Origin of the sequence: Erwinia sp. JH02, assembly GCF_013074405.1 — a bacterium.
In the GTDB taxonomy this organism is placed as follows: domain Bacteria; phylum Pseudomonadota; class Gammaproteobacteria; order Enterobacterales; family Enterobacteriaceae; genus Erwinia; species Erwinia rhapontici.
In genome coordinates, this window is sequence record NZ_JABANZ010000003.1 from 17,875 (window position 1) to 42,594 (window position 24,720).

At 53.6% G+C, this 24,720-nt stretch carries 27 protein-coding genes and 1 other RNA gene; 11 read left to right on the plus strand and 17 right to left on the minus strand.

The genetic code is table 11. The features are described from left to right. From HHI26_RS09105 to HHI26_RS09135, 7 genes are all read right to left on the minus strand, one after another. Complete coding sequence (locus HHI26_RS09105) at positions 1-714, minus strand: NYN domain-containing protein (RefSeq protein ID WP_171148954.1); 714 nt, start codon at positions 712-714, stop codon at positions 1-3. Positions 715-1,170: 456 nt separating this feature from the next. Continuing rightward, positions 1,171-3,492 (minus strand): primase-helicase zinc-binding domain-containing protein, encoded by a 2,322-nt coding sequence (locus HHI26_RS09110; protein WP_171148955.1) that lies wholly within the window; start codon positions 3,490-3,492, stop codon positions 1,171-1,173. 14 nt (positions 3,493-3,506) lie between these two features. Then, the gene (locus tag HHI26_RS09115) at positions 3,507-3,845 is read right to left on the minus strand and encodes a DUF5375 family protein (protein WP_171148956.1); all 339 of its coding nucleotides are present in this window, start codon (positions 3,843-3,845) and stop codon (positions 3,507-3,509) included. Next, positions 3,835-4,098 carry a hypothetical protein gene (locus HHI26_RS09120; protein WP_171148957.1) on the minus strand — a complete coding sequence of 88 codons (264 nt, stop codon included), beginning with the start codon at positions 4,096-4,098 and terminating at the stop codon, positions 3,835-3,837. The genes HHI26_RS09115 and HHI26_RS09120 overlap by 11 nt, the downstream gene beginning before the upstream one ends. Then, on the minus strand, positions 4,095-4,622 hold the full coding sequence (locus HHI26_RS09125; protein WP_171148958.1) for a host cell division inhibitor Icd-like protein: 528 nt from the start codon (positions 4,620-4,622) through the stop codon (positions 4,095-4,097). The genes HHI26_RS09120 and HHI26_RS09125 overlap by 4 nt, the downstream gene beginning before the upstream one ends. A 13-nt stretch (positions 4,623-4,635) precedes the next feature. Then, entirely contained in the window at positions 4,636-4,884 is a 249-nt protein-coding gene (locus HHI26_RS09130) for a hypothetical protein (protein ID WP_171148959.1), read from the minus strand. After that, complete coding sequence (locus HHI26_RS09135; RefSeq protein WP_171148960.1) at positions 4,881-5,138, minus strand: AlpA family transcriptional regulator; 258 nt, start codon at positions 5,136-5,138, stop codon at positions 4,881-4,883. The genes HHI26_RS09130 and HHI26_RS09135 overlap by 4 nt, the downstream gene beginning before the upstream one ends. A 514-nt stretch (positions 5,139-5,652) precedes the next feature. On the opposite strand from HHI26_RS09135, the gene HHI26_RS09140 reads away from it, so the two are divergent. Then, entirely contained in the window at positions 5,653-6,363 is a 711-nt protein-coding gene (locus HHI26_RS09140; protein WP_171148961.1) for a hypothetical protein, read from the plus strand. Next, complete coding sequence (locus HHI26_RS09145) at positions 6,360-6,605, plus strand: ogr/Delta-like zinc finger family protein (protein ID WP_171148962.1); 246 nt, start codon at positions 6,360-6,362, stop codon at positions 6,603-6,605. The genes HHI26_RS09140 and HHI26_RS09145 overlap by 4 nt, the downstream gene beginning before the upstream one ends. A gap of 566 nt (positions 6,606-7,171) precedes the next feature. Here the strand turns inward: HHI26_RS09145 and HHI26_RS09150 are convergent. The 3 genes from HHI26_RS09150 to smpB all read right to left on the minus strand — a co-directional run bounded on the left by HHI26_RS09150 (position 7,172) and on the right by smpB (position 9,472). Beyond that, on the minus strand, positions 7,172-8,383 hold the full coding sequence (locus tag HHI26_RS09150; protein WP_171148963.1) for an integrase domain-containing protein: 1,212 nt from the start codon (positions 8,381-8,383) through the stop codon (positions 7,172-7,174). A gap of 193 nt (positions 8,384-8,576) precedes the next feature. After that, positions 8,577-8,940: a transfer-messenger RNA gene (gene ssrA / locus HHI26_RS09155) on the minus strand. Positions 8,941-8,989: 49 nt separating this feature from the next. Beyond that, positions 8,990-9,472, minus strand: coding sequence for an SsrA-binding protein SmpB (smpB, locus tag HHI26_RS09160; protein ID WP_133845816.1), 483 nt, complete (start codon positions 9,470-9,472; stop codon positions 8,990-8,992). Between the two features lie 159 nt (positions 9,473-9,631). Here smpB and HHI26_RS09165 point away from each other — a divergent pair, with 159 nt between their 5' ends. Together HHI26_RS09165 and HHI26_RS09170 are read left to right on the plus strand one after the other, a co-directional pair. Further along, positions 9,632-10,066 (plus strand): type II toxin-antitoxin system RatA family toxin, encoded by a 435-nt coding sequence (locus HHI26_RS09165; protein ID WP_171148964.1) that lies wholly within the window; start codon positions 9,632-9,634, stop codon positions 10,064-10,066. After that, positions 10,059-10,346 (plus strand): RnfH family protein, encoded by a 288-nt coding sequence (locus HHI26_RS09170; RefSeq protein ID WP_171148965.1) that lies wholly within the window; start codon positions 10,059-10,061, stop codon positions 10,344-10,346. Before HHI26_RS09165 ends, HHI26_RS09170 begins: the two co-directional genes overlap by 8 nt. Before the next feature lie 42 nt (positions 10,347-10,388). On the opposite strand, the gene bamE is transcribed toward HHI26_RS09170, so the two are convergent. The 3 genes from bamE to nadK all read right to left on the minus strand — a co-directional run bounded on the left by bamE (position 10,389) and on the right by nadK (position 13,546). Continuing rightward, complete coding sequence (bamE, locus tag HHI26_RS09175; protein ID WP_133845819.1) at positions 10,389-10,736, minus strand: outer membrane protein assembly factor BamE; 348 nt, start codon at positions 10,734-10,736, stop codon at positions 10,389-10,391. Positions 10,737-10,919: 183 nt separating this feature from the next. Next, a complete protein-coding gene (gene recN / locus HHI26_RS09180) occupies positions 10,920-12,581 on the minus strand; it encodes a DNA repair protein RecN (protein WP_171148966.1) in 1,662 nt (553 codons plus the stop codon). Between the two features lie 86 nt (positions 12,582-12,667). After that, a complete protein-coding gene (gene nadK / locus HHI26_RS09185) occupies positions 12,668-13,546 on the minus strand; it encodes an NAD(+) kinase (protein WP_133845821.1) in 879 nt (292 codons plus the stop codon). Between the two features lie 123 nt (positions 13,547-13,669). Between nadK and grpE the strand changes: the two genes are divergently transcribed. After that, a complete protein-coding gene (grpE, locus tag HHI26_RS09190) occupies positions 13,670-14,251 on the plus strand; it encodes a nucleotide exchange factor GrpE (RefSeq protein WP_171148967.1) in 582 nt (193 codons plus the stop codon). 90 nt (positions 14,252-14,341) lie between these two features. On the opposite strand, the gene HHI26_RS09195 is transcribed toward grpE, so the two are convergent. Beyond that, on the minus strand, positions 14,342-15,907 hold the full coding sequence (locus HHI26_RS09195) for a methyl-accepting chemotaxis protein (RefSeq protein WP_133845823.1): 1,566 nt from the start codon (positions 15,905-15,907) through the stop codon (positions 14,342-14,344). Positions 15,908-16,097: 190 nt separating this feature from the next. After that, positions 16,098-16,781: a uracil-DNA glycosylase gene (gene ung / locus HHI26_RS09200; protein WP_133845824.1), complete on the minus strand. Its 684-nt coding sequence runs from the start codon at positions 16,779-16,781 to the stop codon at positions 16,098-16,100. A gap of 290 nt (positions 16,782-17,071) precedes the next feature. On the opposite strand from ung, the gene grcA reads away from it, so the two are divergent. Continuing rightward, positions 17,072-17,455 carry an autonomous glycyl radical cofactor GrcA gene (grcA, locus tag HHI26_RS09205; RefSeq protein ID WP_133845825.1) on the plus strand — a complete coding sequence of 128 codons (384 nt, stop codon included), beginning with the start codon at positions 17,072-17,074 and terminating at the stop codon, positions 17,453-17,455. 229 nt (positions 17,456-17,684) lie between these two features. Here grcA and srmB read toward each other — a convergent pair whose 3' ends face one another. After that, the gene (gene srmB, locus HHI26_RS09210) at positions 17,685-19,013 is read right to left on the minus strand and encodes an ATP-dependent RNA helicase SrmB (RefSeq protein WP_133845826.1); all 1,329 of its coding nucleotides are present in this window, start codon (positions 19,011-19,013) and stop codon (positions 17,685-17,687) included. A 132-nt stretch (positions 19,014-19,145) separates the two neighbouring features. On the opposite strand from srmB, the gene HHI26_RS09215 reads away from it, so the two are divergent. Beyond that, a complete protein-coding gene (locus HHI26_RS09215) occupies positions 19,146-19,883 on the plus strand; it encodes a tRNA1(Val) (adenine(37)-N6)-methyltransferase (protein ID WP_133845827.1) in 738 nt (245 codons plus the stop codon). Here HHI26_RS09215 and nadB read toward each other — a convergent pair whose 3' ends face one another. After that, on the minus strand, positions 19,884-21,485 hold the full coding sequence (nadB, locus tag HHI26_RS09220) for an L-aspartate oxidase (protein ID WP_133845828.1): 1,602 nt from the start codon (positions 21,483-21,485) through the stop codon (positions 19,884-19,886). Positions 21,486-21,959: 474 nt separating this feature from the next. Here nadB and rpoE point away from each other — a divergent pair, with 474 nt between their 5' ends. Genes rpoE through rseC form a run of 4 tightly spaced genes read left to right on the plus strand, consistent with a single transcriptional unit; the run spans position 21,960 to position 24,632 of the window. Beyond that, positions 21,960-22,535, plus strand: a complete 576-nt coding sequence (gene rpoE / locus HHI26_RS09225) for an RNA polymerase sigma factor RpoE (protein ID WP_062744587.1) — start codon at positions 21,960-21,962, stop codon at positions 22,533-22,535. Positions 22,536-22,564: 29 nt separating this feature from the next. Next, positions 22,565-23,218 carry an anti-sigma-E factor RseA gene (gene rseA, locus HHI26_RS09230; RefSeq protein ID WP_133845829.1) on the plus strand — a complete coding sequence of 218 codons (654 nt, stop codon included), beginning with the start codon at positions 22,565-22,567 and terminating at the stop codon, positions 23,216-23,218. Further along, positions 23,215-24,171 (plus strand): sigma-E factor regulatory protein RseB, encoded by a 957-nt coding sequence (rseB, locus tag HHI26_RS09235; RefSeq protein WP_133845830.1) that lies wholly within the window; start codon positions 23,215-23,217, stop codon positions 24,169-24,171. Before rseA ends, rseB begins: the two co-directional genes overlap by 4 nt. Beyond that, entirely contained in the window at positions 24,168-24,632 is a 465-nt protein-coding gene (gene rseC / locus HHI26_RS09240) for a SoxR-reducing system protein RseC (RefSeq protein WP_133845831.1), read from the plus strand. Before rseB ends, rseC begins: the two co-directional genes overlap by 4 nt. Positions 24,633-24,720 lie beyond the last annotated feature (88 nt).

Sequence of the window (24,720 nt, forward strand, 5' to 3'; positions counted from 1 at the left end):
TTATATTCCTAATTCAATGAGTGTTTTCGCACCTATTTTTATAGGGGGTGGCGAATTTCTCATTTGTGGATGGACTCGAATTATTTTTTTACCCTTGAGCATCAATGTTCTAATTGGAGGTAAGAAATCGTCATCTGCACTCACTATAAAAAGATAATCATTATTTTGTCCTGAAAGATATATCAGGTCACATGTAAGCATCGTATCAACAAGTTTTTGCTCATGTCTATACACAATTGAATTACTCTGTGAAACACAGCCTAGAGCAGGGCAACGCCCTTTCTGTAAAACTTTTTTCACAAGAGGTAAAGGGCAATCATTTGAATTGCAACCAACTGATGAAGGTGTTTCAACGCGGATATTACTTGGGCGACCTTTGCGACGATATGTATTAAATAAATGATGGCCGGGCTCTTCTAATAATGAAACTGCAAGCTCCGCAGTTACTTTAATAACTGCGACCTGCCCGGCTTCTGTTAAAACACGCATTACGGCGGGGAATTCTCTTTGGATACTAACTGATACCTGTTGGGATACAATACTTAGTGTATCACCTTCATACCAGCCTCCATATAATCTAATTTCACATTCCCCTGCGTTTTCATCGAACAAATAAGATGATTGGGTAAAAATCCTTTGAACAACATCAAATATCCCTGCATTTTTTTGAAGCAAGCTCAGGTTGTCGTAATCAATACATACTGTTATTTTCATTCATCGGTATACCTAAAATATTACTGCTAAATAAAGTTGTCAGCCAGATGGGTGAATATTCTTATTTGAACTAGCTTTAAAATAAGATCTCCACCAAATAGATGAATATACTTAATTGTTATGGTTTGATGATCAGGTATCATACTATTAAATATAATAACCTTGTGAACACTTAACCCGAAAAAATTATAACTTACTATATTGCAATATCTTACTATAGATTTACATTTTAAATCACATTCAATGAATATTAAGTATAACTAATGTTATCCGTCAAGTAAGTTTTTACTCTACTATTTTTTTACATTGGTAATCGGTGTAATGCATTGATTTTAAAGTGCTTTATTTATTCTGTTTTTTTGAATTTTGGTTGAGTATTCAAACTCTCTGGAATTTTAAGATAGGACGCCCAATAAGATCAAACCGGCCGGAGCCGATTTGATCTTATTGGGTTGATTATGCGTCGCAGCGCGGGAGCCAGTCAGACTCGCAGTCGCCACTCAGCTCAAGGCTGGTCTGGACACCGTTCTTCGTCTTGCGCTTCAGCAGCTCTATCTCGTACTCCTTCAGCGTCTGCGGAATAGCCTGCCCGAATGCCGTCAGGCTCATGGGATGCTGGTGCCCCCTGGACTCCATAAACGACAGGTACGCGTGGTACAGGTAGCGCTTCGGGTTCAGGGGCCGGATGTTGGCGTTGCCAATAAACAGCCCGGTCGGGGTTGCCAGCGGCATCAGGTAGCCGCAGAAGTCGACCAGCGGGTCGGAGTGGCGTTTGATTTCCAGCGCCTCGCCTGAGGTCTGCTGCGCCTGCAGCAGCTTTCTGGCCTCCTCCGGCTTCGCAAAGCGCTGCATCAGGTGGCGCACGATAACCGCCAGCTCCAGCCGGATTTTATCCAGCAGCTGCGGATCGCGCTCGTCCGGCGGTATCGTCTCCGGGAACGGCAGGATAACCCGGCGGCGGGACACGCCCCCGCTGCGGTCGCTGAAGCGCATCGGGTTGTTGTTCACCGCCAGTATCACCGCCGGAATATAGGCCGAGTAGGCGTCGCGGTACTTCGGGTCAATCGCCACCGCATCGCCGCCGGTGATGGCCTTGATGCCCGCCCCGTCGCCGCTCCACTTCTCCTGGTCAGGCAGGGTGATAAACGAGTAGCCGACCACGCTGGCGCGCTCACGCGGCGACTCCAGCGTTTCAATGCTGGCCGAGGTGGTGTTGTCCTTCCCGGCCAGCAGGGTGCCGATTTCCGCCATCATACTTTTCCCGCTGCCGCCGGGGCCGGTAACCTCCAGGAACATCTGCCAGTCATAGCGGTTTGCCAGCACCATAAAGAGCGCCGCGAGAATACGCTCCTGCTTGTCGTGGCTGCGTCCGGCGGCCCGCGTCAGCCACTTCCAGAAGTTCGGCGCGTGCTCCGCGAGGCTTTCGCCCGGCTTCGGCGCGGTGTAGCTCACGCTGTTCACCGAGCGCAGCCAGTTCTCCCGGTCGTGCGGGCTGAAGGTGCCGGTGGCAGTGTCATACACCCCATTGCGGAAGCCAATCAGGCGGCGCGCCGGGTCGCCCATCTGCGGCACCATCAGCTTCAGGGTGTCCAGGATGCTGTTAATCCCGGCGGCAGAGAATGGGGCGCGGGCGGTCTGGAACAGTGCGGCAATCTCCCGGCGCAGCGTCTGCTGCGGCACGACCAGCCAGGCACCGTTTTCGTAGCGGCAGATTTCCTCGCCCACCGGCGGCACGGCCAGCGCGTTGCCGTAGTGCGCAACCAGCAGCTCCGCCTTTTCGCTGGCGCTCATGCCCTTCAGGTCGGCCTCACTCACCGACTCAAACGGGCCGGGCGCAGCCGGCTGCGTGAACGCGGCCAGCAGCGCACGGGCGGCGGTGTCGCCCTGCGTCTGCCACAGGTCGTTCCAGTCGCCCGCCACCGGCGGCAGGGCCGTCTTTCCGTCGCAGGCTTTCGCGGCCTCTTCGGCCTTACGCTGGCCAGCACCGTTGTCGTCGCTGTCAGCGGCCATCAGCATCAGCGCGTCCGGGTACTGCTCCCGGAGCTGGCGCGCCAGCTCCGGGAGGTTGTTCGCACTCAGGGCTACGTAAACCGCCTGGCCGGTGAGGCGGTGCACGGTCAGGCCGGTGGCAACCCCTTCGGTCAGCCAGAGCGTTTTACCGTCCGGGACGCCGCACAGGTGGAAGCTGCCCTTTACCCGCCCGTCCGGCAGGGTGCGCTTGTCGCCCGCCGCGTTAATGAGCTGCACGTTAACCACGCCGCCCTCCGCACCGGTGAGCGGCACCAGCAGGTCACCGGCCTGAAAGGCGACACCGCCGCAGCGCAATCCGGCGGCCAGCGTCAGCGCCCGCGTGCCGTCCAGCCCCTTCGCCAGCAGATAGGCGTTATCCGTGCGGGCCACGGCGGCGGCAATCAGCCCGGCGGCACGTTCAGCCGCGTCAGCCCGGGCGCGGGCTTTCTCCTCCGCGCTCTTTTCTGCGTTCACCGGCAGGCCGGATACGGGCAGCGTGCCGAGCATGGCAGCGACCTTCAGCGCGGCCTCCTTTGCGCCCACTTCCAGCACCTTCTCCACCAGGTTCAGGCCGTCACCGGCCCCGCACTGGTTGCACAGCCAGGTGCCGCGACCATCGCGGTCGTCAAAGCGGAAACGGTCTTTCCCGCCGCAGGCCGGACAGGGGCCGTGATGGCCGCCCGTAGTAACGGGGATGCCAAGTGCAGGCAGCAGCAGCGGCCACTGACCGGCGGCGCTTTTTACGGTATCTGAGACAATATTTTTCATGGTCTGCTTCTCCCTCAGTGCAGCGTGGCGCGGCTGGCGGCAGAGAGCTGACCGCAGAACAGCTCGTCCATCATGGTGACGCCGAGCGGGGTCAGGCGCGGCGGTGCGGTCAGCAGGTCAGGCCCGACCATATCGGCCAGCATGGTGCAGGCCATCTCCATGCCTGCCTCCGGGCCGTGGCGGCGCACGTAAAAGCCCTCCAGTTCAAGGGCGATGGTCATCTGCAGTTCGTCGAGGGTGGCCGCCACGCGGATGCCCTGCTGCCCGCAGGCGTTAAGGTAGCCCTGCGCCAGCGCACGGCGGTAAACGGCGGTGCGCACCTCCACCGGGAGGCAGGAGTGGTTATCGGTCATGGCACAGCTCCTTTTCCAGAAAACCGTTTTCGCAGGTGGCAACCACCTTGCCGAGCTGGTCGGTCAGCAGGGCAATCACCGAGGCCAGCGCCTCGCCGTCAGGGACGTGACGGCTGTCGCCGGTGGCAATGACCAGTGAGAACATGTCGAGAACGGTGACGCCGACGCCGTGGGCGTGCCGGAGGCGCAGAAAGTCGGCGTGAGGAATGGAATAGGTTTCGTCGCCGTGCATACGTGCAGAAAGGGTATTCATGCGGCCACCGCCTTAACGGGCACTCGACCGGCAAACGACAGCATGTAGTCACGCACCAGGCTCAGGCGGGCGGTGCGCTCGTCGGCGGCCACGGTGCGCAGCATGCAGGGACGGGCATCGGCGCGTGAGCGACGGACGGCGGCAAAGATAAAGGTGAATTCGGGGTGAGCGGTAAGGTGAACCGTAGCCATGATGGCAGTCTCCATTGAGTAGCGGTTAACGCTACCACCAGAGTTCCTACACTCAGGGGTGGTAGCCCAGACGGGGGTAGGAATACCGGCCTCAATGAATACCGGCCAGCCCGAGGGCTGCCCCGCCTGAGCCACCATTATCTTAAAGTCACAGCGGCACAGAAACCGCTGCGCAAAAAATTGGCGCACTGAGGCTACGACGTAAAAAAACACGCATGGCGCGTGTTGTGTCGCCATTGAGTAACTCGGGTTCCTACGCCCGGCTGCCGATTTTGCGGCAGCGGGAAAACTATAGACCGGCGGCTCGCCAGAGAAAAGGCTTTTTTCACACATCGGGGCGTTTTTCTCAGCAATCGGTCAGGACGTGATCGGACTGCTGCGGATTTGATCGGAATGTCTCTTTCTTATCTCCTCCGTTTTTAGCATCGGACTTCTGGCTCGCGGTACGCACGCAGATATGCCCGTGTGCGCCGCTGTTAAAGGCAGGAATGACTCCGCCCTTACCCGTCGCAGCGGCCAGCAGGTTTTCAGCCACGTAAGCCGCTTCGTCAGGCGTCAGCGGGAAAGTACGGGTGCCAATGTTGAGGGTGATCATGCTGCACCCCCTGTGCGCTGCGCGATACGGGTCTGCATCCAGTCGTCAACCTCTGACGCCAGCCAGGCGACGTTCTTGCCGCCGAGGGAAATCTGTGACGGGAACTGCTCACGGCTGATTAAGTCATAGATGGTTGAGCGTGACAGGCCGCAGGTGCTGATGACTTCGGGCAGGCGCATAAAGCGGTCACGCGGATAGTGCAGATGGCCTGCTGGCGGGATGGCTGGGGCGGATGAAGGTGAAGCTAACTGCATTGTGTTACCTCGTTTTTGTATCCGGGCGGCGCTGGCCGGTTCCGGCGGTGTTGTTTCGGTAACTCCCTATTTTCAGCATATTTTTCCCGGATGCAACAAGCCCCATCTTGCCCATAAATGAGCAAAACAGGTTTTTGCGCAACGGGCTTACCCTGAGATGATAGTGAGTTAACACCTATGCCGGTTTTGGCTATTGATTGTTGCTTTATTAATAGATTTAAACATTAAACAAGGCTTGCCAGAGAAAAGGCTCATTTTCAGGAAAGGTGAACAGTGGTGAACACTTAGTGAATACTCACCATCAAAGTGTTCACCCCTTTACTTACTGTATTTACTATCTTTTTTATAAAGGTGAACAGTAGTGAATAGTTTTTAGTAAAACTAAAATCTCAAGGTGGGTATGTCAGGACTGAAGCGGGTCTGTTTGCTCACTGACAGGCAAGAGGCAATGAAATGATTTGTTTGTTGGTACGCCGCAGAATGGCCTCACCTTTACAGACGACGAGATATCACCATGAGCAACGCAGAGCCGCAGACCGCAACAGAGAAGTTCGAAGCAGCCAGGACGAAACACACGGAGAACATGAAGCGCTATAACATTATCTGCGCTGATATTTTACGCTGTGATAAAGAGCGAAAGGCGGCAGTTGAGGCGGGAAAGGAAGCCGAAACCAACTGGCGCAGCCGTTTTCGTACTCTGCGGGGCCAGCTAACCGACGAGCTAAAGGCAGAGCACAGTCAGCGTATTGCCAGCCGCGAGCTGGCCGACGAGTTTACAGGTCTGATATCGGTGCTTGAACTGGATAAACAGAGTGCAATGCTAGACTGCTGCGCCAGCGGCAGGGCGTATGTTGAGGCGTACCGGACGGCCTTTGCGGAAATCACCGACCGGCACTGGGAAGCCGCGATGAAAACCATCAGCCCAGAGCTACTGTGGGCCATTCGCCTGCGGCTTCAGCGCGAGGAAGTCCTGCCCACGCACGGTGAAGGTGGCAGCGCATCTGGCGCAGTCGCGGGAGTGATTGGCAGCAGACTGACGAGAACGGCATCGGCGCTGCCTCTGAAGATACTGGAGGAGATGCCGGAGCTGAAGAACATTGGCATGCACACACCGCCTCTGACAGGTGTTGATATGGACCTGTATCGCAGTCCGATATCCCGCATGAAGCTGGGGGAGCGTATCAGTGCACAGCGCGAAGCCATTGAAGGAGGAAAAGCATCATGATGCACTGCCCGTTCTGCAAAAGCTCTGCACACGCCAAGTCTAGCCGGTATATGTCCGAACAGGTGAAGGAGCGCTATCACCAGTGCACTAACATCGACTGCTCATGCACGTTCAAGACGCATGAAAACATCACTAAGGTCATTACCTGCCCGCCTCAGCAGGAACCGCAGCCGGTGGCTCCAGAGCCACAGAGTAAGGCGCAGACAATCGGGCGCTATGGTTCATCCTTCCGGTCACATTAATCCCTGATGCCGCTGCCACCCCAGCGGTTTTTTTTGCCCGGCGTTTGCCCTTCGAAAGCCCTTTTTCTGGCCAGCCCGCTTTGTAAAGAGCCGTGCATGCATAAGGTGCATGGATTTGCATGCAGTTGCAGGGCACATAACCCCCATTGAAGGCAGGCATGGCGGGGCCTGAGCCACCTAATGCAGTTGCATTAAATGCGACCGATAAAGCGGGCAGGCGAGGAGGGGGTAGTATTGCGCGCTGGCACCTTTGCAGGTGCGGCGCAGGCGCAGCATGCTTCACTCTGACGTGCGCACGGGATTGTGATTAATAGCGTGATGCGAAAATGCAGAGGGCGTTAGAGGGCCGCTGAGGGCGTTACAGTGGGGCGTGTTTTGGTGGTAGTTAGGATGAAAGAAAGGGCAAGGTTGTCGTGCCATGATCGCATTACCTGCAATGCGTGTTGTTGAGGTTGAATTGTCAGAATGTGACTACTCAGGCCGCTGGGCTGTGCGGATCCGATAGCCAGGCAGTGCACGTACTGGCTATCGTTTATTATCTTAACCAAAAGCGTAGTATGAGCCTTTTATACCGCTTTAATCAGTTGGTGATGCTTATAAACAAAAGCACCCCACCAGTTCATCAAATCGATACGTTGCTCAAGATATGTCGAACGGTTGTATGCTCTGCGAACTTCATTTTTATCGCTATGGGCCAGAGCGGCTTCAATAACGTCAGGATTAAAACCAGCTTCATTTAATGCTGTACTGGCAATTGAGCGCAGTCCATGTGCAACCAGTTTGCCGCCATACCCGATACGTTTCAACGCTGCATTAGCTGTTTGACTATTCATTGGTTGCTTTGGATCGTTCCTACTCGGAAATGCATATTCACGATGAGCGCTGATAGGTTTCATCACTTCCAGAATCTCCAGCGCTTGCGGTGATAAAGGAATGATGTGTTCACGCTTTGCTTTCATCCGCTCGGCTGGAATCGTCCATAGCCTTGCATCGAGATCGAACTCTGCCCAGCGGGTGCCTGAAGCCTCAGCCGGTCGCACGAGCGTCAGGAGCTGCCATTCAATCAAACAGCGGGTCGATACGGATAAATTCGACATTATCAATGAGCGCATAAGCTTCGGTAGTTCTTCTGGCCGCAGGGTTGGCATATTTTGCTTTTTAGGTTTTTCAAACGCCATCCCAATACCTGATGCAGGGTTAGCATCTATCAGCCCGGTATTAACTGCATAAATCATTATCTCGTTAATACGCTGTACTAAACGGCGAACAGTTTCGAGAGCACCACGGGCCTTGATTGGCTCCAGCGCTTCAACCAGTTTACGGGCTTTAATTTCCTGCACAGGGATATCGCCGATTGCAGGAAAGACATCTTTCTCAAGAGAACGCCAGATATCCTTTGCATAATCCGGGGTGACATTTGCCTGCTTCAACGCAAACCAGTTAGCGGCCACTGTGGAGAAAATGCTGTCTAACGCTATCTGCTGTTGCTCTGTAGCCTGTTCGGCTTGCGTTTGTGGATCAATGCCATTAGCCAGCAATGAGAGGTAATCAGCGCGCAGGCGTCTGGCATCTGCAAGCGACAGTGCAGGGAAAGCACCGAGGCCCATCATGGTGCGCTGCTTTGTTGCAGGTCGTTGATAGCGAAAACGCCAGAGTTTCTTCCCGGTCGTTTTTACCACCATGAAAAGCCCGTCACCATCATGGAGCGTCAAATCTTTATCGATGGCTTTGGATCGAAGAACTTCTGTGTTGGTTAGAGGGCGCGTAGTCCGTGCCATGCGGGGCTTTCCTGCGTCAATTGGTATACGTTATTGGCATACATCTTACTGTATACCAATTCGTATACCAATAATCACCGGATTTAGTCGGATGTCTATGGATTACTACAGACACAAAAAAACCCGCAAGGCTTGCACCATGCGGGTTCTCAGGACTTCTATGGATGGCTCTGGAACCATCTTCGAAGAATTTTGGTGGAGCTGGCGGGAGTTGAACCCGCGTCCAGAATTACTACACCGTCGGCACTACATGCTTAGTCCATCTTTACATTCGCCGGTCAGCTGCGAACGGACACGCCACTGACAAACTAGCCTGATTAGATTTTAGCGCTTCAACCCCAGGCAAGGTATTCACGCGAGTTCTTTTAGGTTTGACCTCTCTTGATCCCCGTCTTAAGAACGGAAGCTAGGGAGAGAGGGCTCTAAGCAGGTTATTAAGCTGCTAGTGCGTAGTTTTCGTCGTTTGCAACTATTTTTTTGCGGCTTTTTACGAGGCAAACCGCCCCTCGGCATGCTCCTAGGGCTTTGCAAATCCTGTCGAATCCAGAATCAGCCCCAAGTACTGTTTCGCAGTATATCAGAAAAACCTGTCGTTGTACCAGTAGGTTAGCGATTAGCGTGCTTCATGATACGTGCTTTGTCTTGTTTCCACTCACGATCTTTAATGTCATCGCGCTTGTCGTGCTCTTTCTTACCTTTGGCCACGCCGATCTTCAGTTTGGCCCAGGCATTCTTCCAGTACATCGACAGTGCAACGATAGTAAAACCATCACGATTGGCTTTACCTATCAGGCTATCCAGCTCGCGCTTTTTCAGCAGCAGCTTACGGCTGCGCGTGGGATCGCAAACATAATGCGATGAGGCGACGCTCAGAGGCTGGAAAGTTGACCCGAACAGGTAGGCCTCGCCATCGCGTAGCATGATGTAGCTATCACTGATGTTGGCCTTACCAGCGCGGAGAGATTTGACTTCCCATCCCTGGAGCGAAAGCCCGGCTTCGAACTCTTCTTCAATGAAGTATTCGTGGCGGGCGCGCTTGTTCATGGCAATGGTCGCGGAACCGGGTTTATGTGCTTTTTTCTTTGTCATAGTGCCACTTAGTGTACATGAAGCAGTGATTAATGGCATCCCCTGTAGCGCCAGGCATGGGGGAAAAGCCTATTCTAGCAGATGGTTAGCAGGAGAGAATTTTTGTTTGATTGCCGGCGATGGTATTATTGGTATGTTTAGAAAATGACAGGAATCGATATGTCCCAGATTAGTCGTTCGGCGCTGGTGCCGTACAGTGCGGAACAAATGTACCGCTTAGTGAATGATGTTCACAGTTATCCGCAGTTTTTACCGGGTTGCACCGGTAGCCGGGTGCTGGATGCCAGTTCCGATCAAATGACGGCCTCGGTGGATGTCTCTAAAGCTGGAATCAGTAAGACATTTGTCACGCGTAACACGCTGACGGATAACCAAAGCATCCATATGCAACTCGTTGACGGCCCGTTCCGCAAACTGAGCGGCGGCTGGCGCTTTACGGCGTTGAGCGATGAAGCCTGCAAAGTGGAGTTAAATCTGGATTTCGAGTTCACCAATATGCTGGTCGAACTGGCTTTTGGCCGTATTTTTAAAGAGCTGGCCAGCAGCATGGTACAGGCTTTCACCCAGCGCGCGAAAGAGGTGTACAGTGCCTGATATCGCTGTGGAAGTGGTGTATGCATTGCCAGATAAACAGTACCTTTACAGCGTAAAGGTCGCAGAGGGCAGCACCGTTGAGCAGGCCATTGTCGCTTCTGGTCTGCTGGCTCTGCGCAGCGATATTGATTTGCAGGAAAACAAAGTAGGCATCTTCAGTCGCGCGGTGAAACTGCATGATGTGGTACAGAGCGGCGATCGTATTGAAATCTATCGTCCGCTGATCGCCGACCCTAAAGATCTTCGTCGTCAGCGTGCTGAACGCGCGGCAAAAAAATAAGGCGCAATCTGCGCCTTATCTTGTTGAGCTCACAACCTGCTTTTAGCCTGCGTTAGCAGACAGAGCAGCTTTGTTATCAATGTTAGTCAGTGTGCCGCTCTGATCGAAGGTCAGGGTCAGTGTCTGCTGCTTCACCGCCTCGTGGCCTGGCTGCTGGCGGAACACGTAATACCAGACGTTGCTGCCAAACGGATCATGCATCATCGGCGTACCCAGGGTATAGGCAACCTGCTGCTGGGTCATCCCCGTATGAATTTTAGCAACATCGTTCGCAACCAGGTAGTTGCCCTGGTTGATATCCGGGCGGTAAACCACGCGCTCCAGAGTGGAACAACCCGCGGTCATCATCAGAAGAACCACCGCAGCAGCAGTCAGCGTTTTACAGCGCATAATCAATGTTTATTCCTTTGTGGCTATATTCGTTTCCCCTGAAACCGCAGCTCCGGGTCTTTCGGGTTTATCAGTGTGCAATGATGATACCAGCGTAACTTGCCGATGATAATAAACCTTTCCGCAGTTTAAAACCTCTGCGAAGCAACGATATGACCACAATCCGGTAAAAAAGTGCAATCTTCACGCGGCTAAAAGTTCTTTTGCGTTCGCCAGCGTGTTGCGTGTGACTTCGCTGCCACCCAGCAGGCGCGCCAGTTCTTGCAGGCGTGCACGCTTATCCAGGGGCTTCATATGCGTCTCTGTCATCGCGCCATCGGTCTCTTTGCTGACATAGAAATGCTGATGACCACAGCCAGCGACCTGCGGCAGATGCGTCACGCACATAACCTGCGTGGACTCACCCAACTGACGCAGCATTTTACCGACTACCGCGGCGGTGGGTCCGCTGATACCGACATCCACTTCATCGAAAATCAACGCCGGTGTGTCCATCTTACGTGCAGTAATGACCTGAATCGCTAACGCAATACGTGACAGTTCCCCGCCGGAAGCGACCTTCGCTAACGGTTGAACCGGCTGGCCTGGGTTGGTGCTGACGCGGAAATCAATGCGGTCAGCGCCTTCCGCAGTCAGATGCTCGGGGTTGAACTGGATATCAATCGTAAAGCGCCCGTGGGGCATCGACAGCATATGCATGCTTTCGGTAATTAACCCGGTAAGCTCATCAGCAAAGTGAACCCGCCGCTCATGCAATTGCCGTGCGCAGTTGAGGGCAGCATCGTAATGAAGGCTGACGGCCTGGCTCAATTCATCCTGGTCGCTTTCCTGCTGATCCAACAACAACTGTTCAGCGAGAAGCTGCTGGTAGAAAGTCGGCAGTTCTTCAGGAGCGATGTGGTGCTTACGCCCGAGGCCGATCTGGCGTGACAGCCGTTGTTCCAGTTCATGCAGACGGTTAGGATCGAGATCCAGCCGATCGCAATAATGGCGCAGTTCATCACTGGCCTCGCTGATCTGGATTGCGGCTTCTTCCAGCATGGCAAAAACGCCGCTGAGCTTATCATCCATCTCAATCAGCTCGGCCATCAGCTGGCGTGCGTTATACAGCTGACTTTGCAGATTGTTATCGTCGCCATCAGCCAGCATCAGCAGAGTCTGCTGGCTGGTGGAGAGGAGCTGTCCGCTGTTCGCCAGACGTTTGTACTCTTCATCAATCTGCTCATATTCACCGCTGATCGGGGCGAACTCATTCAGCTCTTTGAGCTGATACTGCAACAGTTCACGACGGGCTTCACGCTCCTGTGACTGTTGCTGATGCTGGGCAAGGGTGCGACAGCTCTGATGCCACTGGCGATAGTGTTGCGCCATGTTTTGCATCAGCAACGGCTCGCCCGCATAGGCATCCAGCAGATTTTTTTGATGTTCAGGTTTGAGCAGGAGCTGGTGAGCATGTTGACCGTGGATCTGAATCAGCGCCTGGCCGAGATCGCGCAGCTGTGAAAGAGGCACGGCGGTGCCGTTGATAAAGCCACGCGAACGCCCATCGCTGCTGATCACCCGGCGTAGCAGACATTCATTGCCATCGTCGAGTTGATTGTCGGTTAACCAGCGCTGGGCTGATGGAGTATCTTTCAGCGAGAATCGCGCACAGATGTCGGCGCGTGCCGCACCCTGGCGCACCATATCTGCATCGGCCCGGCCCCCCAGGCATAAACCCAGCGCATCGATAGCGATGGATTTACCTGCGCCGGTCTCACCGGTAATGGCCGTCATTCCGCGCTGAAAGTCGATCTCCAGCTCACGTACAATCGCGAAGTTACTGATGGTCAGTTGTGCCAGCATGATGGTATTCCTGTATGAAAACACAGATATGGTTTTTCATACAGTATATACTGGTTTTATAAACAGTAAACCCGCTGGCAGCAGTTTTAGAATAATTTTTTTGACCAACCCAGCTTTGAGCTTAGCGTGTTGAAATAATTGTAATTTTTAGGGTGTATCAAGTTGAGGTGGTAATCACTTCGCCGGATTAATACATCTTCACCCTGTTGAATGGGGAGTGCTATCTGGCTGTCACAACTGATCTCCAGATCGCTGCGCATATGAGAAAAACGCAGACGAATCGTACTGCTGCTATTGATCACTAGCGGGCGAGCCGAGAGGGTATGGGGGAACATCGGTACCACGGCGATAGCATCCAGCGATGGCGTCAGAATAGGGCCACCTGCTGACAGTGAATAAGCCGTCGACCCGGTCGGCGTCGATATGATCAAGCCATCCGAACGCTGTGAAAACGCGAAATTTTCATCAATGTACACTTCGAATTCGATCATATGTGCCACTTTACCCGGGTGCAGCACCACTTCATTGATAGCCGTACCAATACGCGGGCTGCCGGACTGGCGGCAGACCTGAGCTTCCAGCAGGAAGCGGCTCTCGATGAAGTATTCTCCTTCCAGCACGTCAGCGAGTTGCTGCTGAGCGTTATCAGGATCGAGATCGGTGAGAAACCCGAGATTGCCGCGATTAATCCCGATGACCTTAATATCGTAACGTGCCAGCACCCTTGCTGCGCCCAGCATATTCCCGTCACCGCCTACCACCACCGCCAGGTCGGCCTTGCGGCCAATCTCTGCCAGCGTTCCGGTCTGCACGCCTTCCAGTTTTAACTCACGCGCAATCTGCTGCTCAATAATCACCTGATAGCCTCTCGCTGTCAGCCAGCGATAGAGCATCTCGTGGGTGGTTAGTGCAGTGGGATGGCGTGGATGGCCGACGATCCCGATGCAGTTGAAGTGGTTATTCATGTTCCTGGCATTCCTCACGAGGTAAACTCCCCCGACAATGTGACTGGTTCCCTTGAAACCGCGATTCTGATCCCCATAATAAGCGAACCAGCGAGATGAATATGCACAAACGCGGAGAAATTCATGAGTAGTAAAGAACAGAACACACCTAACGAGCAAGTCTCAGACGAAATTGAGATGGAGCAGGCGCAAACCCAGGACGCGGAGACAGCAGAAGTGGTGGACCCGCGGGATGAGCGTATTGCACAACTGGAAGCCCAACTGGCGGAGTCGCTGGGCGGTGTGCGTGACGCACAGCTTCGTGCTCAGGCTGAGATCGAAAACATCCGTCGCCGTAGTGAACTGGATGTGGAAAAAGCGCACAAATTTGCGCTGGAAAAATTTGCCAACGAGCTGTTGCCAGTGATTGATAGCCTGGAACGCGCTCTGGAAGTGGCGGATAAATCCAATCCTGAGTTGGCCGCTATGATTGAAGGCATCGAACTGACCATGAAATCCCTGCTGGGCGCTGTGCGCAAGTTTGGCGTGGAAGTGGTGGGGGATATCAACGTGCCGTTCAACCCGGAAGTCCATCAGGCAATGTCTATGATGGAATCTGAAGACGTTGCGCCAAATCATGTGCTGATGGTGATGCAGCGTGGCTATACCCTGAACAGTCGCCTGCTGCGCCCGGCGATGGTTGCAGTATCGAAAGCTAAAAATTAATTGCTGTAGGGGGGGACCTTTTTTTCCGGTCGCCCCTGTGTCTGCCTGTTTAAAATAGCCGCCTTGTGCGGCTATTTTTTTGCCGGTGAATTAGTGGTAAGCGGGTTCATTCACCTTAAACACGCGTATTGCCAGAGACAGTTGTTCGGCCTGTTCCTGCATTGACTGGGCTGCCGCTGCCGACTGATTCACCAGCGCCGCATTCTGCTGAGTCACCTGATCCATCTGCGTGATGGCCATGTTGATCTCATCAATGCCGCTGCTTTGCTCGGCGCTGGCGATAGTAATCTCACCGATAATTCCGGTCACGTTTTTCACGCTGCTGAGAACGTCGTCCATGGTCAGCCCGGCTTTTGCGACCTGTCGACCCCCTTCATCAACCCGTGCAACAGAATCCTGAATCAGCTGTGCAATCTCTTTGGCAGCGGATGCCGAGCGCTGTGCCAGGCTGCGAACCTCCGAAGCCACAACGGCAAAACCACGCCCTTGCTCACCTGCACGGGCGGCTTCTACCGCCGCATTCAGCGCCAGGATATTGGTCTGGAAGGCAATACCGTCAATCACACTGATAATATCGACGATTTTCTTCGATGATCCGTTGATCATTTCCATCGTGCTGACCACCTGCTTCACCGCATCGCCGCTCTGTTCCGCCACCAGAGAGGCCTGAGCGGCTAACTGGTTAGCCTGGCGAGCGTTATCGGCGTTTTGTTTCACCGTGGCGGTAATCTGCTCCATCGCAGAGGCGGTTTCTTCGAGGGAGCTGGCCTGTTGCTCAGTGCGTGAGGAGAGATCCATATTACCCGCTGAAATCTCACTGGATGCCGTGGCAATCAGGTCCGTACCGGAACGGACTTCGTTAACAATTTTCAGCAGATTGTCATTCATGTTTTTCAGCGCCAGCATCAATTGACCGGTTTCATCCGTCGAGTTGACATGAATGGTGGTGCGCAGATCGCCAGCGGCAACATTTTCAGCAATGCCGACGGCTTCACGCAGCGGGCGCACAATCGAACGGGTTAAGAAGAAGCCGAGCAGCATCGCCGCAGCGATAGCCAGTAGCGAGAAAATCAGCGTGATGTGAATGGCGGTGGTGCCATCACTGACGGCATTGGCTCCTTCAGCCTGCAACTGTGAGGACTGTGAATCCGCAAAACTCACCACTATATCGAGAAACGCATTCTGCGAGGTGGTGATTTTTCGCAGTACATATTCCGTGGCCGGCGCAACATCTCCTGCACGGATGAGGGTCAGCAGTTCTTGTTTATCACTCTCAAAACGCTGGGCGGCATCTTTGACGTCCTGGATTTTTTTAATCCCCATCTCAGTGCTTTGCAACTGTGCGATTTTTTCAATCGCCGCATTGGTTTTCTGCGTCGCGCCATCGAGCTGCTTAAACCGTTTGATGTTACTGTCCGGACGGGCAATATCCAGAACCATACCGCGCAAATATTTAATCTGTTCGTTGACGCCATCGCGTACATCAAATGCCAGCCGGACTTTGATATAACGATCGCTGACGATACTGTCTACCGCCTGATTAATGTTGCCAATTTTGAGTGTTGCTGTGGCACTAACGATAATCAATAACAGTATCACCAGGCCGAAGGCGGCGCCCAGACGGACACCTACTTTCATATTCTTCATGGATAACATCCGTTCTTCTCCCCTGAATGGACCAGCCAATCTTGGGCGCATGAATATGCACCCTGAAGCCGATCAGATCGGCAGGGAGAGGGAAATCTTGATAAAAAATTGTGACGAAAATCGCATTATTACGTGTGGGAATGTAAATGAACAGGATGCCCGTGCCTGACAGGGGGTTGATACCCCCTGATAATCGAGCTTACTCGGAAGGTAAGTGCGGAACCCAGTCAATGGGGGTTTCGCCGTGCTCACTGAGCCACTGATTGGTTTTCGAAAAATGGGCAGAGCCGAAGAAACCGCGATGCGCAGAGAGCGGGGAAGGGTGGGGGGCTTGTAGTACGTGATGGCGGTTACGGTCAATAATCGCGCCCTTTTTCTGCGCGTGAGAGCCCCACAGCAGAAATATCACGCCCTCACGATGCTGATTAATGGCCGCAATCACATTATCCGTAAAGGTTTCCCAGCCGAATTTAGCATGTGAATGTGCCTGGCCCGCTTCCACGGTTAGTACGGTGTTGAGCAGCATCACGCCCTGACGTGCCCAGCTTTCGAGAAAGCCGTGTTTTGGTCGCTCAAAACCAGGAATATCCGTGACCAGTTCTTTATACATATTCACCAGTGAAGGGGGTACCGCAACACCAGGCAGAACGGAGAACGCCAGCCCATGTGCCTGATTCGGACCGTGGTAGGGGTCCTGACCTAAAATCACCACTTTCACTTCGCCCAGTTCAGTGAGACGAAATGCGTTAAAAACGTCTTTTTGCGGTGGATAGACGGTCTTACCGGCTGCGCGCTCTGCCGCGACTTTTGCCAGTGTTTCCCTGAAATAAGGCTTCTCTTTTTCCTCGGCCAGCACGTCGTGCCAGGTCATGGTATTGACCATTACCGTCTCCTTCTCATCATCAAAGTGCGTAGCTTATCGCGCTTTGCCACAAGGTAATACTTAAAATAAAGTTGAAAATTTGCAAAAAAAGAAGAATTTTTTGATTTGATAAAATTGATATAAAACAGAAAGTTGCTGTTTTCAGGCTTTAAATTCCTCCTCGCAGGTTGATTTGTATCAAGGAGACACCATTCTGGTGCTGGTATACAGATCCCAGAAGATCACGGTTTTTTTCATCAACCTGGCGCTGGAAATGAGAGCAGCGCCGTATTGCCTGGGAGGCGACTCACATGATTACCGGAATTCAAATTACTCAAGCATCCAACAGTGCATTACTGAATTCATTCTGGCTGCTGGACAGTGATAAAGCGGAAGCGCGTTGCGTTTGTGCCAAAGCAGGTTATAGCGAAGATCAGATCGTGCCAGTCAGCGAGCTTGGCCAGATCGAATATCGTGAAATTCCACTGGAAATGAAACCGCAGGTGCGCGTGGAAGGCGGCCAGCATCTGAACGTGAACGTCCTGAGCCGTGAAACGCTGGAAGAAGCCGTAAAAAACCCGGAAAAATACCCACAGCTGACTATCCGTGTTTCGGGCTATGCCGTGCGTTTTAACTCATTGACGCCAGAACAGCAGCGAGATGTGATTACCCGTACCTTTACTGAAAGCCTGTAAGCCTGAACGGGGTACGATAAAAGGGCCGGGGGTGAAAAATACACCTTCGGTCCTTTTTTATTAACATCATGATTACATTGTGCAGAATCTGTTTTTAACAGGCCGGGGATGTAACGAAAATTATTCATTTGTATTAGAACGTGAGTTTTCTTGCTCTGACCCCTGTTTCTGTCAATTTCAGGCAATAAAAAACCGCCCCAATAAGGCGGTTTTTTGTCATGCAGTGTGATTATTCAGCACTGTCAGTTTTTGCTGCTGTTGGCTTACGACGTTTACCCACATTTTTGGCATCGCGATGACGCTCTTTAACGCGCGGCTTCTCTTCCTGCTTCTCTTTATCTTTTAACTGCTTGCGCTTGGCTAACACTTTCTTCGAGGGTTTGCCTTGCAGCTTTTCGCTGGGTGCGCGCGTGACCGGGCGCAGTTCATCAACGGTGCGCGCTTTCAGCGGCTCCTTGATGTAACGAATGATTCTGCCCAGCAGCATGTTGTCGTGCGCTTCAACCAGTGAAATAGCGATACCTTTTTTGCCTGCACGGCCGGTACGGCCAATGCGGTGCAGGTAGGTGTCGGCGGTCACTGGCATATCGAAGTTAAACACGTGGCTGACATCGTCGATGTCGATGCCGCGTGCAGCAATATCGGTTGCGACCAGGACGTTTACACGACCTTCAGCCACACGTTTAATCGCTTCGTTGCGCTTCGCCTGAACCAGTTCCCCTTCCAGATAGCTGGTGTTAATGCCTGCTTCACGCAGCCAGCCACACAGCTCGTGCACACGCTCACGTTTACGCACGAAGACCACTGAACGGGTCACTTCCGGCTGTTTCATCAGGTGGATCAGCAGCGCAGTTTTGTGTTTGATATCATCCGCGCGGTAGTACCACTGCTGGATTTTCTTACGCTCACGGCGCGCCGGGTCGGCTTCAATTTCAATCGGCTCGTTCAGAATGCGCTCGGCGAAATCTTTGATCGCTTCGCCTTCCAGCGTGGCGGAGAACAGCAAAGTCTGCTTACGCCAGCGGGTTTCAGCCGCAATGGTTTCGATATCCTGAGCAAAGCCCATATCCAGCATGCGGTCGGCTTCATCGAGAACCAGCGTTTCAACTGCACGGCAGTCAAAATTCTCTTCTTTAATGTATTGCAGCAGACGCCCGGTAGTCGCTACCACGATGTCCTGGTTTTCACTGAACACTTCGGCATGGTTCATAAACGCAACGCCACCCGTGATAGTGGCAATATCCAGATGCGTATGTTTGGCCATTTCACGCGCCTGGTCTGCAACCTGCATCGCCAGTTCGCGCGTTGGGGTCAGGATTAAAATGCGTGGCGGGCCAGACTTCTTACGCGGGAAGTCGAGCAGATGCTGTAATGCGGGCAGCAGGTAGGCCGCAGTCTTGCCTGTACCGGTTGGTGCCGAACCCAGAACGTCGCGACCCTCCAGTGCTGCCGGAATAGCTTCTGCCTGTATGGCAGTAGGACGCGTGTAGCCTTTCTCCTGCAGGGCTTGCAGTAGGCTCTCGTCTAGTTCGAGTTCGGAAAAAGTGGTTACAGTCATGGTCTACCTCAGTTTGGGGCGCTGATTATAGACAGATTGAACACGATCTTCATCTGTTTGTGTGGAGTTAATGACTTTTCCTTCGTCACAGTTTGTCCTATGCTAGCGCCGTTTCCCTTTCAGGTCAGTCAAATGTCACAACAGAAAGCCATTCTCCGCGCCAACGGATTCACCTTCAAACAGTTTTTTGTCGCCCACGATCGCTGTGCCATGAAAGTCGGCACCGATGGTGTGCTGCTCGGTGCATGGGCCCCTGTCGCGAATGTACAGCGAGTGCTGGATATCGGCACGGGCAGCGGCTTGATCGCGTTGATGATGGCGCAGAGAACGGCAGAGTCCGTGAACATTGATGCCGTTGAACTGGATGAAATGGCGGCCGCGCAGGCGCAGGAAAATGTGGCGGCCTCGCCCTGGTCGGGAAGAGTGCATGTGCACCAGGCCGATATTGTCGAATGGTCTCAGCGCTGCGATCAGCGTTATTCGCTTATCGTCAGTAACCCCCCTTATTTTTCACCGGGGTCGGAATGTGCATCGCCTGAGCGGGCTTCGGCGCGCTATACCACCGATCTGACGCATGATGTGCTGTTGGTGTGCGCGGAAAACTTGATCGCGGAAGAGGGCTTCTTCTGTGTGATCCTGCCGGAGTCGGCGGGAAGTAAGTTGGTTGAGTTGGCTTTACAGCGCGGCTGGCATCTGCGTTTTCGCACTGATGTTGCCGATAATGATACCCGGCCGCCCAATCGGGTGCTGCTGGCGTTATCACCCAAGCCGGGCGAGCAATTACTGGATCGCATGACGATACGCGGGCCGGACCATCAGTATTCCGATGCTCACTGCAGCCTGACCCGCGATTTCTATCTGTTCCGCTAATCAGGGCGCCAGAATCGTTGGTAACGCCTCGCCCAGGGCTTCCGGATAGTCGAGGGTGTAATGCAGGCCCCGGCTCTCTTTACGTGCCATTGCACAGCGTACCATCAGCTCAGCGACCTGCACCAGGTTACGCAGCTCCAGCAGGTTGTTGGAAATGCGAAAATGGGCGTAATACTCGTCAATTTCCTGTTGTAGCGTCGTGATGCGGCGCAGCGCGCGCTCCAGCCGTTTCGTGGTGCGTACAATCCCCATGTAGTCCCACATAAATAACCGCAGTTCATGCCAGTTGTGCTGGATGACCACGCGCTCATCAGAATCATCCACGCGGCTTTCATCCCACGCGGGCAGGCCCTCGACCCTCTCAACAGCAGGCAGGCGCTGATTGATGTCTTCTGCCGCAGACCAACCGTACACCAGGCACTCCAGCAGCGAGTTCGATGCCAGGCGGTTGGCGCCATGCAGCCCGGTATAACTGACCTCTCCAATAGCATAAAGTCCGTTAAGGTCGGTACGCCCTTGCTGGTCGACCATGACACCGCCGCAGGTGTAGTGCGCTGCCGGAACAATCGGGATCGGCTGTGTGGTGAGATCAATGCCCAGTGTCAGCAGTTTCTCGTAGATCATCGGGAAGTGCGCACGCACGAACTCCGGCGGCTGGTGGCTGATATCCAGGTACATGCAGTCAGCGCCAAGGCGTTTCATTTCGTGGTCAATGGCGCGTGCCACAATATCGCGTGGTGCCAGTTCGCCTCGTTCATCGAAGTCGGGCATAAATCGGCTGCCATCCGGGCGTTTTAACACCGCGCCTTCTCCACGCAGTGCCTCGGTCAGCAAGAAGTTACGTGCATCCGGGTGGAACAGGCAGGTCGGATGGAACTGGTTGAATTCGAGATTAGCGACCCGACAGCCCGCGCGCCATGCCATCGCAATACCGTCCCCGGAGGCCACATCTGGGTTGGTGGTGTACTGATAGACTTTTGCTGCACCCCCGGTGGCCAGTACCACGGCACGTGCACGGCAGGTTTCTACGGCTTCTCGTTGACGGTTCCAGATGTAAGCGCCCACCACGCGGCGCTCGCCAGGCAGGCCGATTTTATCGGAGACGATCAGGTCAACAGCATTACCGCGCTCAATCAGGGTAATGTTTGGGTGACTTAACGCCTGGCTGACCAGCGTGTTTTCCACGGCTTTCCCGGTGGCATCCGCGCTGTGCAGAATGCGGCGATGGCTGTGACCGCCTTCACGCGTCAGGTGATAGCGTTCTTCGCTGTCCACCGGGGTTTCTTTATCGAACAGCATGCCGTTATCAATCAACCACTGCACACAATGGCGTGCATTACTGGCGATAAACGAGACGGCCTCGCGATCGCACAGGCCGCCCCCTGCAATCAGCGTATCTTCAACGTGCGACTCAATGCTGTCTGTTTCATCAAACACGGCGGCAATCCCGCCCTGGGCATAAAACGTTGAGCCTTCACTGACCGGACCTTTACTCAGTACGGTGACCTGATGTTTCTCTGCCAGGCGTAATGCCAGTGATAAGCCCGCCGCGCCACTACCAATAATCAACACATCACAGCTGTAATCGGAAGAAAGAGTCATGTTGTTTAATTTACTAAACAGATTGTTTGTTGAGCATAGCACTCACTTATCCAGGCAAAAAGGCTTTTTATTGGCCCCTCTCCACAGTGGGAGCTAAATCAAAAATTGAACAAGCCTCACGGCGTTGGTGACATCACGTAAATGCACCAGGCAGGCTTTACTCTGGCGAACTGTCACGTGTTGACGTGATTATAAGGTGAAAAAACTGGCTTCTTGCGTTACTCTGCGGGCGTCATCAGGCTCCTGATCGATGATGTTCCGGGAGTGAGAGAGAGGCAGTGGCCCACAGGTCAGCGAGAATGCATAAAAACGCGTGCTGGTTTGTCGATGTCCCCTGATGGCACAACAAATATAATGGCGTAATGGAACTTTTCCGATGAATGCGACTCAGACTGGATGCTTGTTCATAATGATTGAGTTATTGCTGGAAGTGCGATTACGCGTGGAGACAAGTTTGGGGAGATCTTACCTCGGATGAGCGAGCAGCTAACGGATCAGGTCCTCGTTGAACGAGTGCAGAAGGGAGATCAGAAGTCATTTAACTTACTGGTGGTTCGCTATCAGCATAAAGTGGCCAGTCTGGTTTCCCGCTATGTGCCGTCAGGGGATGTGCCTGATGTAGTGCAAGAGTCGTTTATTAAAGCCTATCGTGCGCTGGAATCTTTTCGGGGCGACAGTGCTTTTTATACCTGGCTCTACCGGATTGCCGTCAATACGGCCAAAAATTACCTGGTTGCTCAGGGACGTCGTCCACCATCGAGCGATGTGGACGCTATCGACGCCGAGAATTTTGAAAGTGCGGGAGCGCTGAAAGAAATTTCGAACCCTGAGAACTTAATGTTGTCGGAAGAATTGAGACAGATAGTTTTTCGTACCATCGAGATGTTACCCGAAGACTTGCGTATGGCAATCACCTTACGTGAACTCGATGGCCTGAGCTACGAAGAGATAGCTGTGATCATGGATTGCCCGGTCGGTACGGTTCGTTCACGTATTTTCCGCGCCCGTGAAGCTATTGATAATAAAATTCAACCGCTTATCCAACGCTAGCGATAGCGACACAGGAAGGGTATTGAGGCATGCAGAAAGAACAACTTTCCGCTCTTATGGACGGTGAAACGCTGGACAATGAATTGATGTCTGCGTTGTCTAAAGACGTTGTGCTGCAAAAAGACTGGGAAAGCTATCATCTGATTCGCGACACACTGCGCGGCGATGTCCCACAACTGCTTGATTTTGATATTTCTGCCCGTGTGATGGCAGCGATTGAGAATGAGCCAGCAAAAAATATTACGCATCTGATTCCGGAAGAACAGCCTGTGCCGGCACAGGTCGCAGCCATGCCATTTTGGGCGAAACTGCGTCCATGGGCGGCTCAGATTACTCAGGTGGGCCTGGCTGCCTGCGTTTCACTGGCGGTGATCGTCGGTGTGCAGCAGTACAACAAACCGGCTGATGTCCAGTCCCCAGATTCTCCGGTATTCAATACGTTGCCGATGATGGGGCAAGCCTCTCCGGTCAGCCTCGGTGTGCCAGCGGACAACGCCAGTACGCAGCTTAATGCGAATCAGCAGGTGCAGGATCAACGTCGCCGCGTTAACGCGCTATTGCAGGATTACGAACTGCAACGTCGTCTGCATGCTGAGCAGTTACAGTTTGAGCAAAGCCCTGATCAACAGGCTGCTGCTCAGGTTCCAGGTACTCAGTCGTTAGGAATGCAACCGCAGCAATGAAGCCGTTTTGGTGCGCCGCCAGTTTTATCGCTGGCTGCCTGATTTACTCCTCTGTCGCCCCGGCCGCGTCAACGCCCTCCGGGGCGTTGTTACATCAGATGGAACAGGCCAGTCAGTCTCTCAGCTATGAACTCGCCTATATCAACGTATCGCGACTGGGCATCGAGTCACTACGCTACCGTCATTCCATCATCAACAACAAAAGCTATGCGCAGTTGCTTCAGATGGATGGCCCGCGCCGCGAGATTATCCAGCGTGGCAATGAGGTCAGCTATTTTGAATCGGGCCTTGAGCCGTTCACCATGACGGGGGATCATATTGTCGATTCGCTGCCTGCGCTGGTGTATGCCGATTTCGACCGTCTGGCTGAAACCTACGATTTTGTTTCCGTTGGACGCACGCGTATTGCCGATCAGCTGTGTGAAGTGATTCGCATCGTCCCTCGTGATGGCACTCGTTACAGTTATATCGTCTGGTTGGACAGCGAAACGAAACTGCCTTTGCGGGTTGATCTCCTCGATCGTGATGGCGAGACACTCGAACAGTATCGGGTGGTCAGTTTCGCGGTGGATGACGGCGTTCGCAATATCATGCAGGGGTTGGAAAGCGCCAAGCTTCCTCCGGTGTTATCTGTCCCTACGTCAAATGCCGTGACATTTAACTGGAAAGCGGGTTGGCTGCCAGCAGGGATGAAGGAAGTGGCGAAAAGCCGCCGTCAGCTTCCCTCACTTGACCGTCCGGTTGAAACCATCCTCTTTACTGATGGCCTGTTTAGCTTCTCCATTAACGTGACGCTTGCCGATAAAACCAGTTCGCCACAGCAATTGCGCACTGGTCGTCGTACGGTCCAAACTGAAGTGCGTAATAATGCGGAGATCACGGTAGTGGGTGAACTGCCACCGGCTACCGCTAAACGTATTGCTGATAGTGTCACTTTAGGGGCCGCGCCATGATGAGAGAATGGGCAACGGTAGTGTCGTGGCAGAATGGTATTGCCACGCTGCACTCCGAAATCAAAACATCCTGTAGCAGCTGCTCGGCACGCAAAGGCTGCGGCAGTCACATGCTGGATAAGCTCGGGCCGAAGAACGCGCATGTGATGAAAATCGCCAGTGCGCAGCCGCTTACCCCCGGCCAGCGTATCGAACTGGGCATTGCTGAAACCAGCCTGCTCAGCTCGGCGTTTCTGGTTTACATGACCCCGCTGATCGGGCTTTTTGTCCTGGCCGGTGTGTTTCAGATGTTGTTTCACAGCGATCTGGCGGCTGCCTGCGGTGCGCTGCTGGGCGGCGTGGGCGGGTTTATTATTGCAAAAGGTATCTCCGGAATATTGGGCCGTTCTGCCTCTTTCCAGCCGGTGATCCTCAGCGTGGCATTGCCACCTGACGCTATTCACGTCAGTACCGATGCCTGACCCGCGAAAAGACGGTTGGCTGTATTCCCTCGCCAACCGCCTTATTTCACCTCGTCATCTTCCCTGTTTCCCGTTCGATATGGTCATG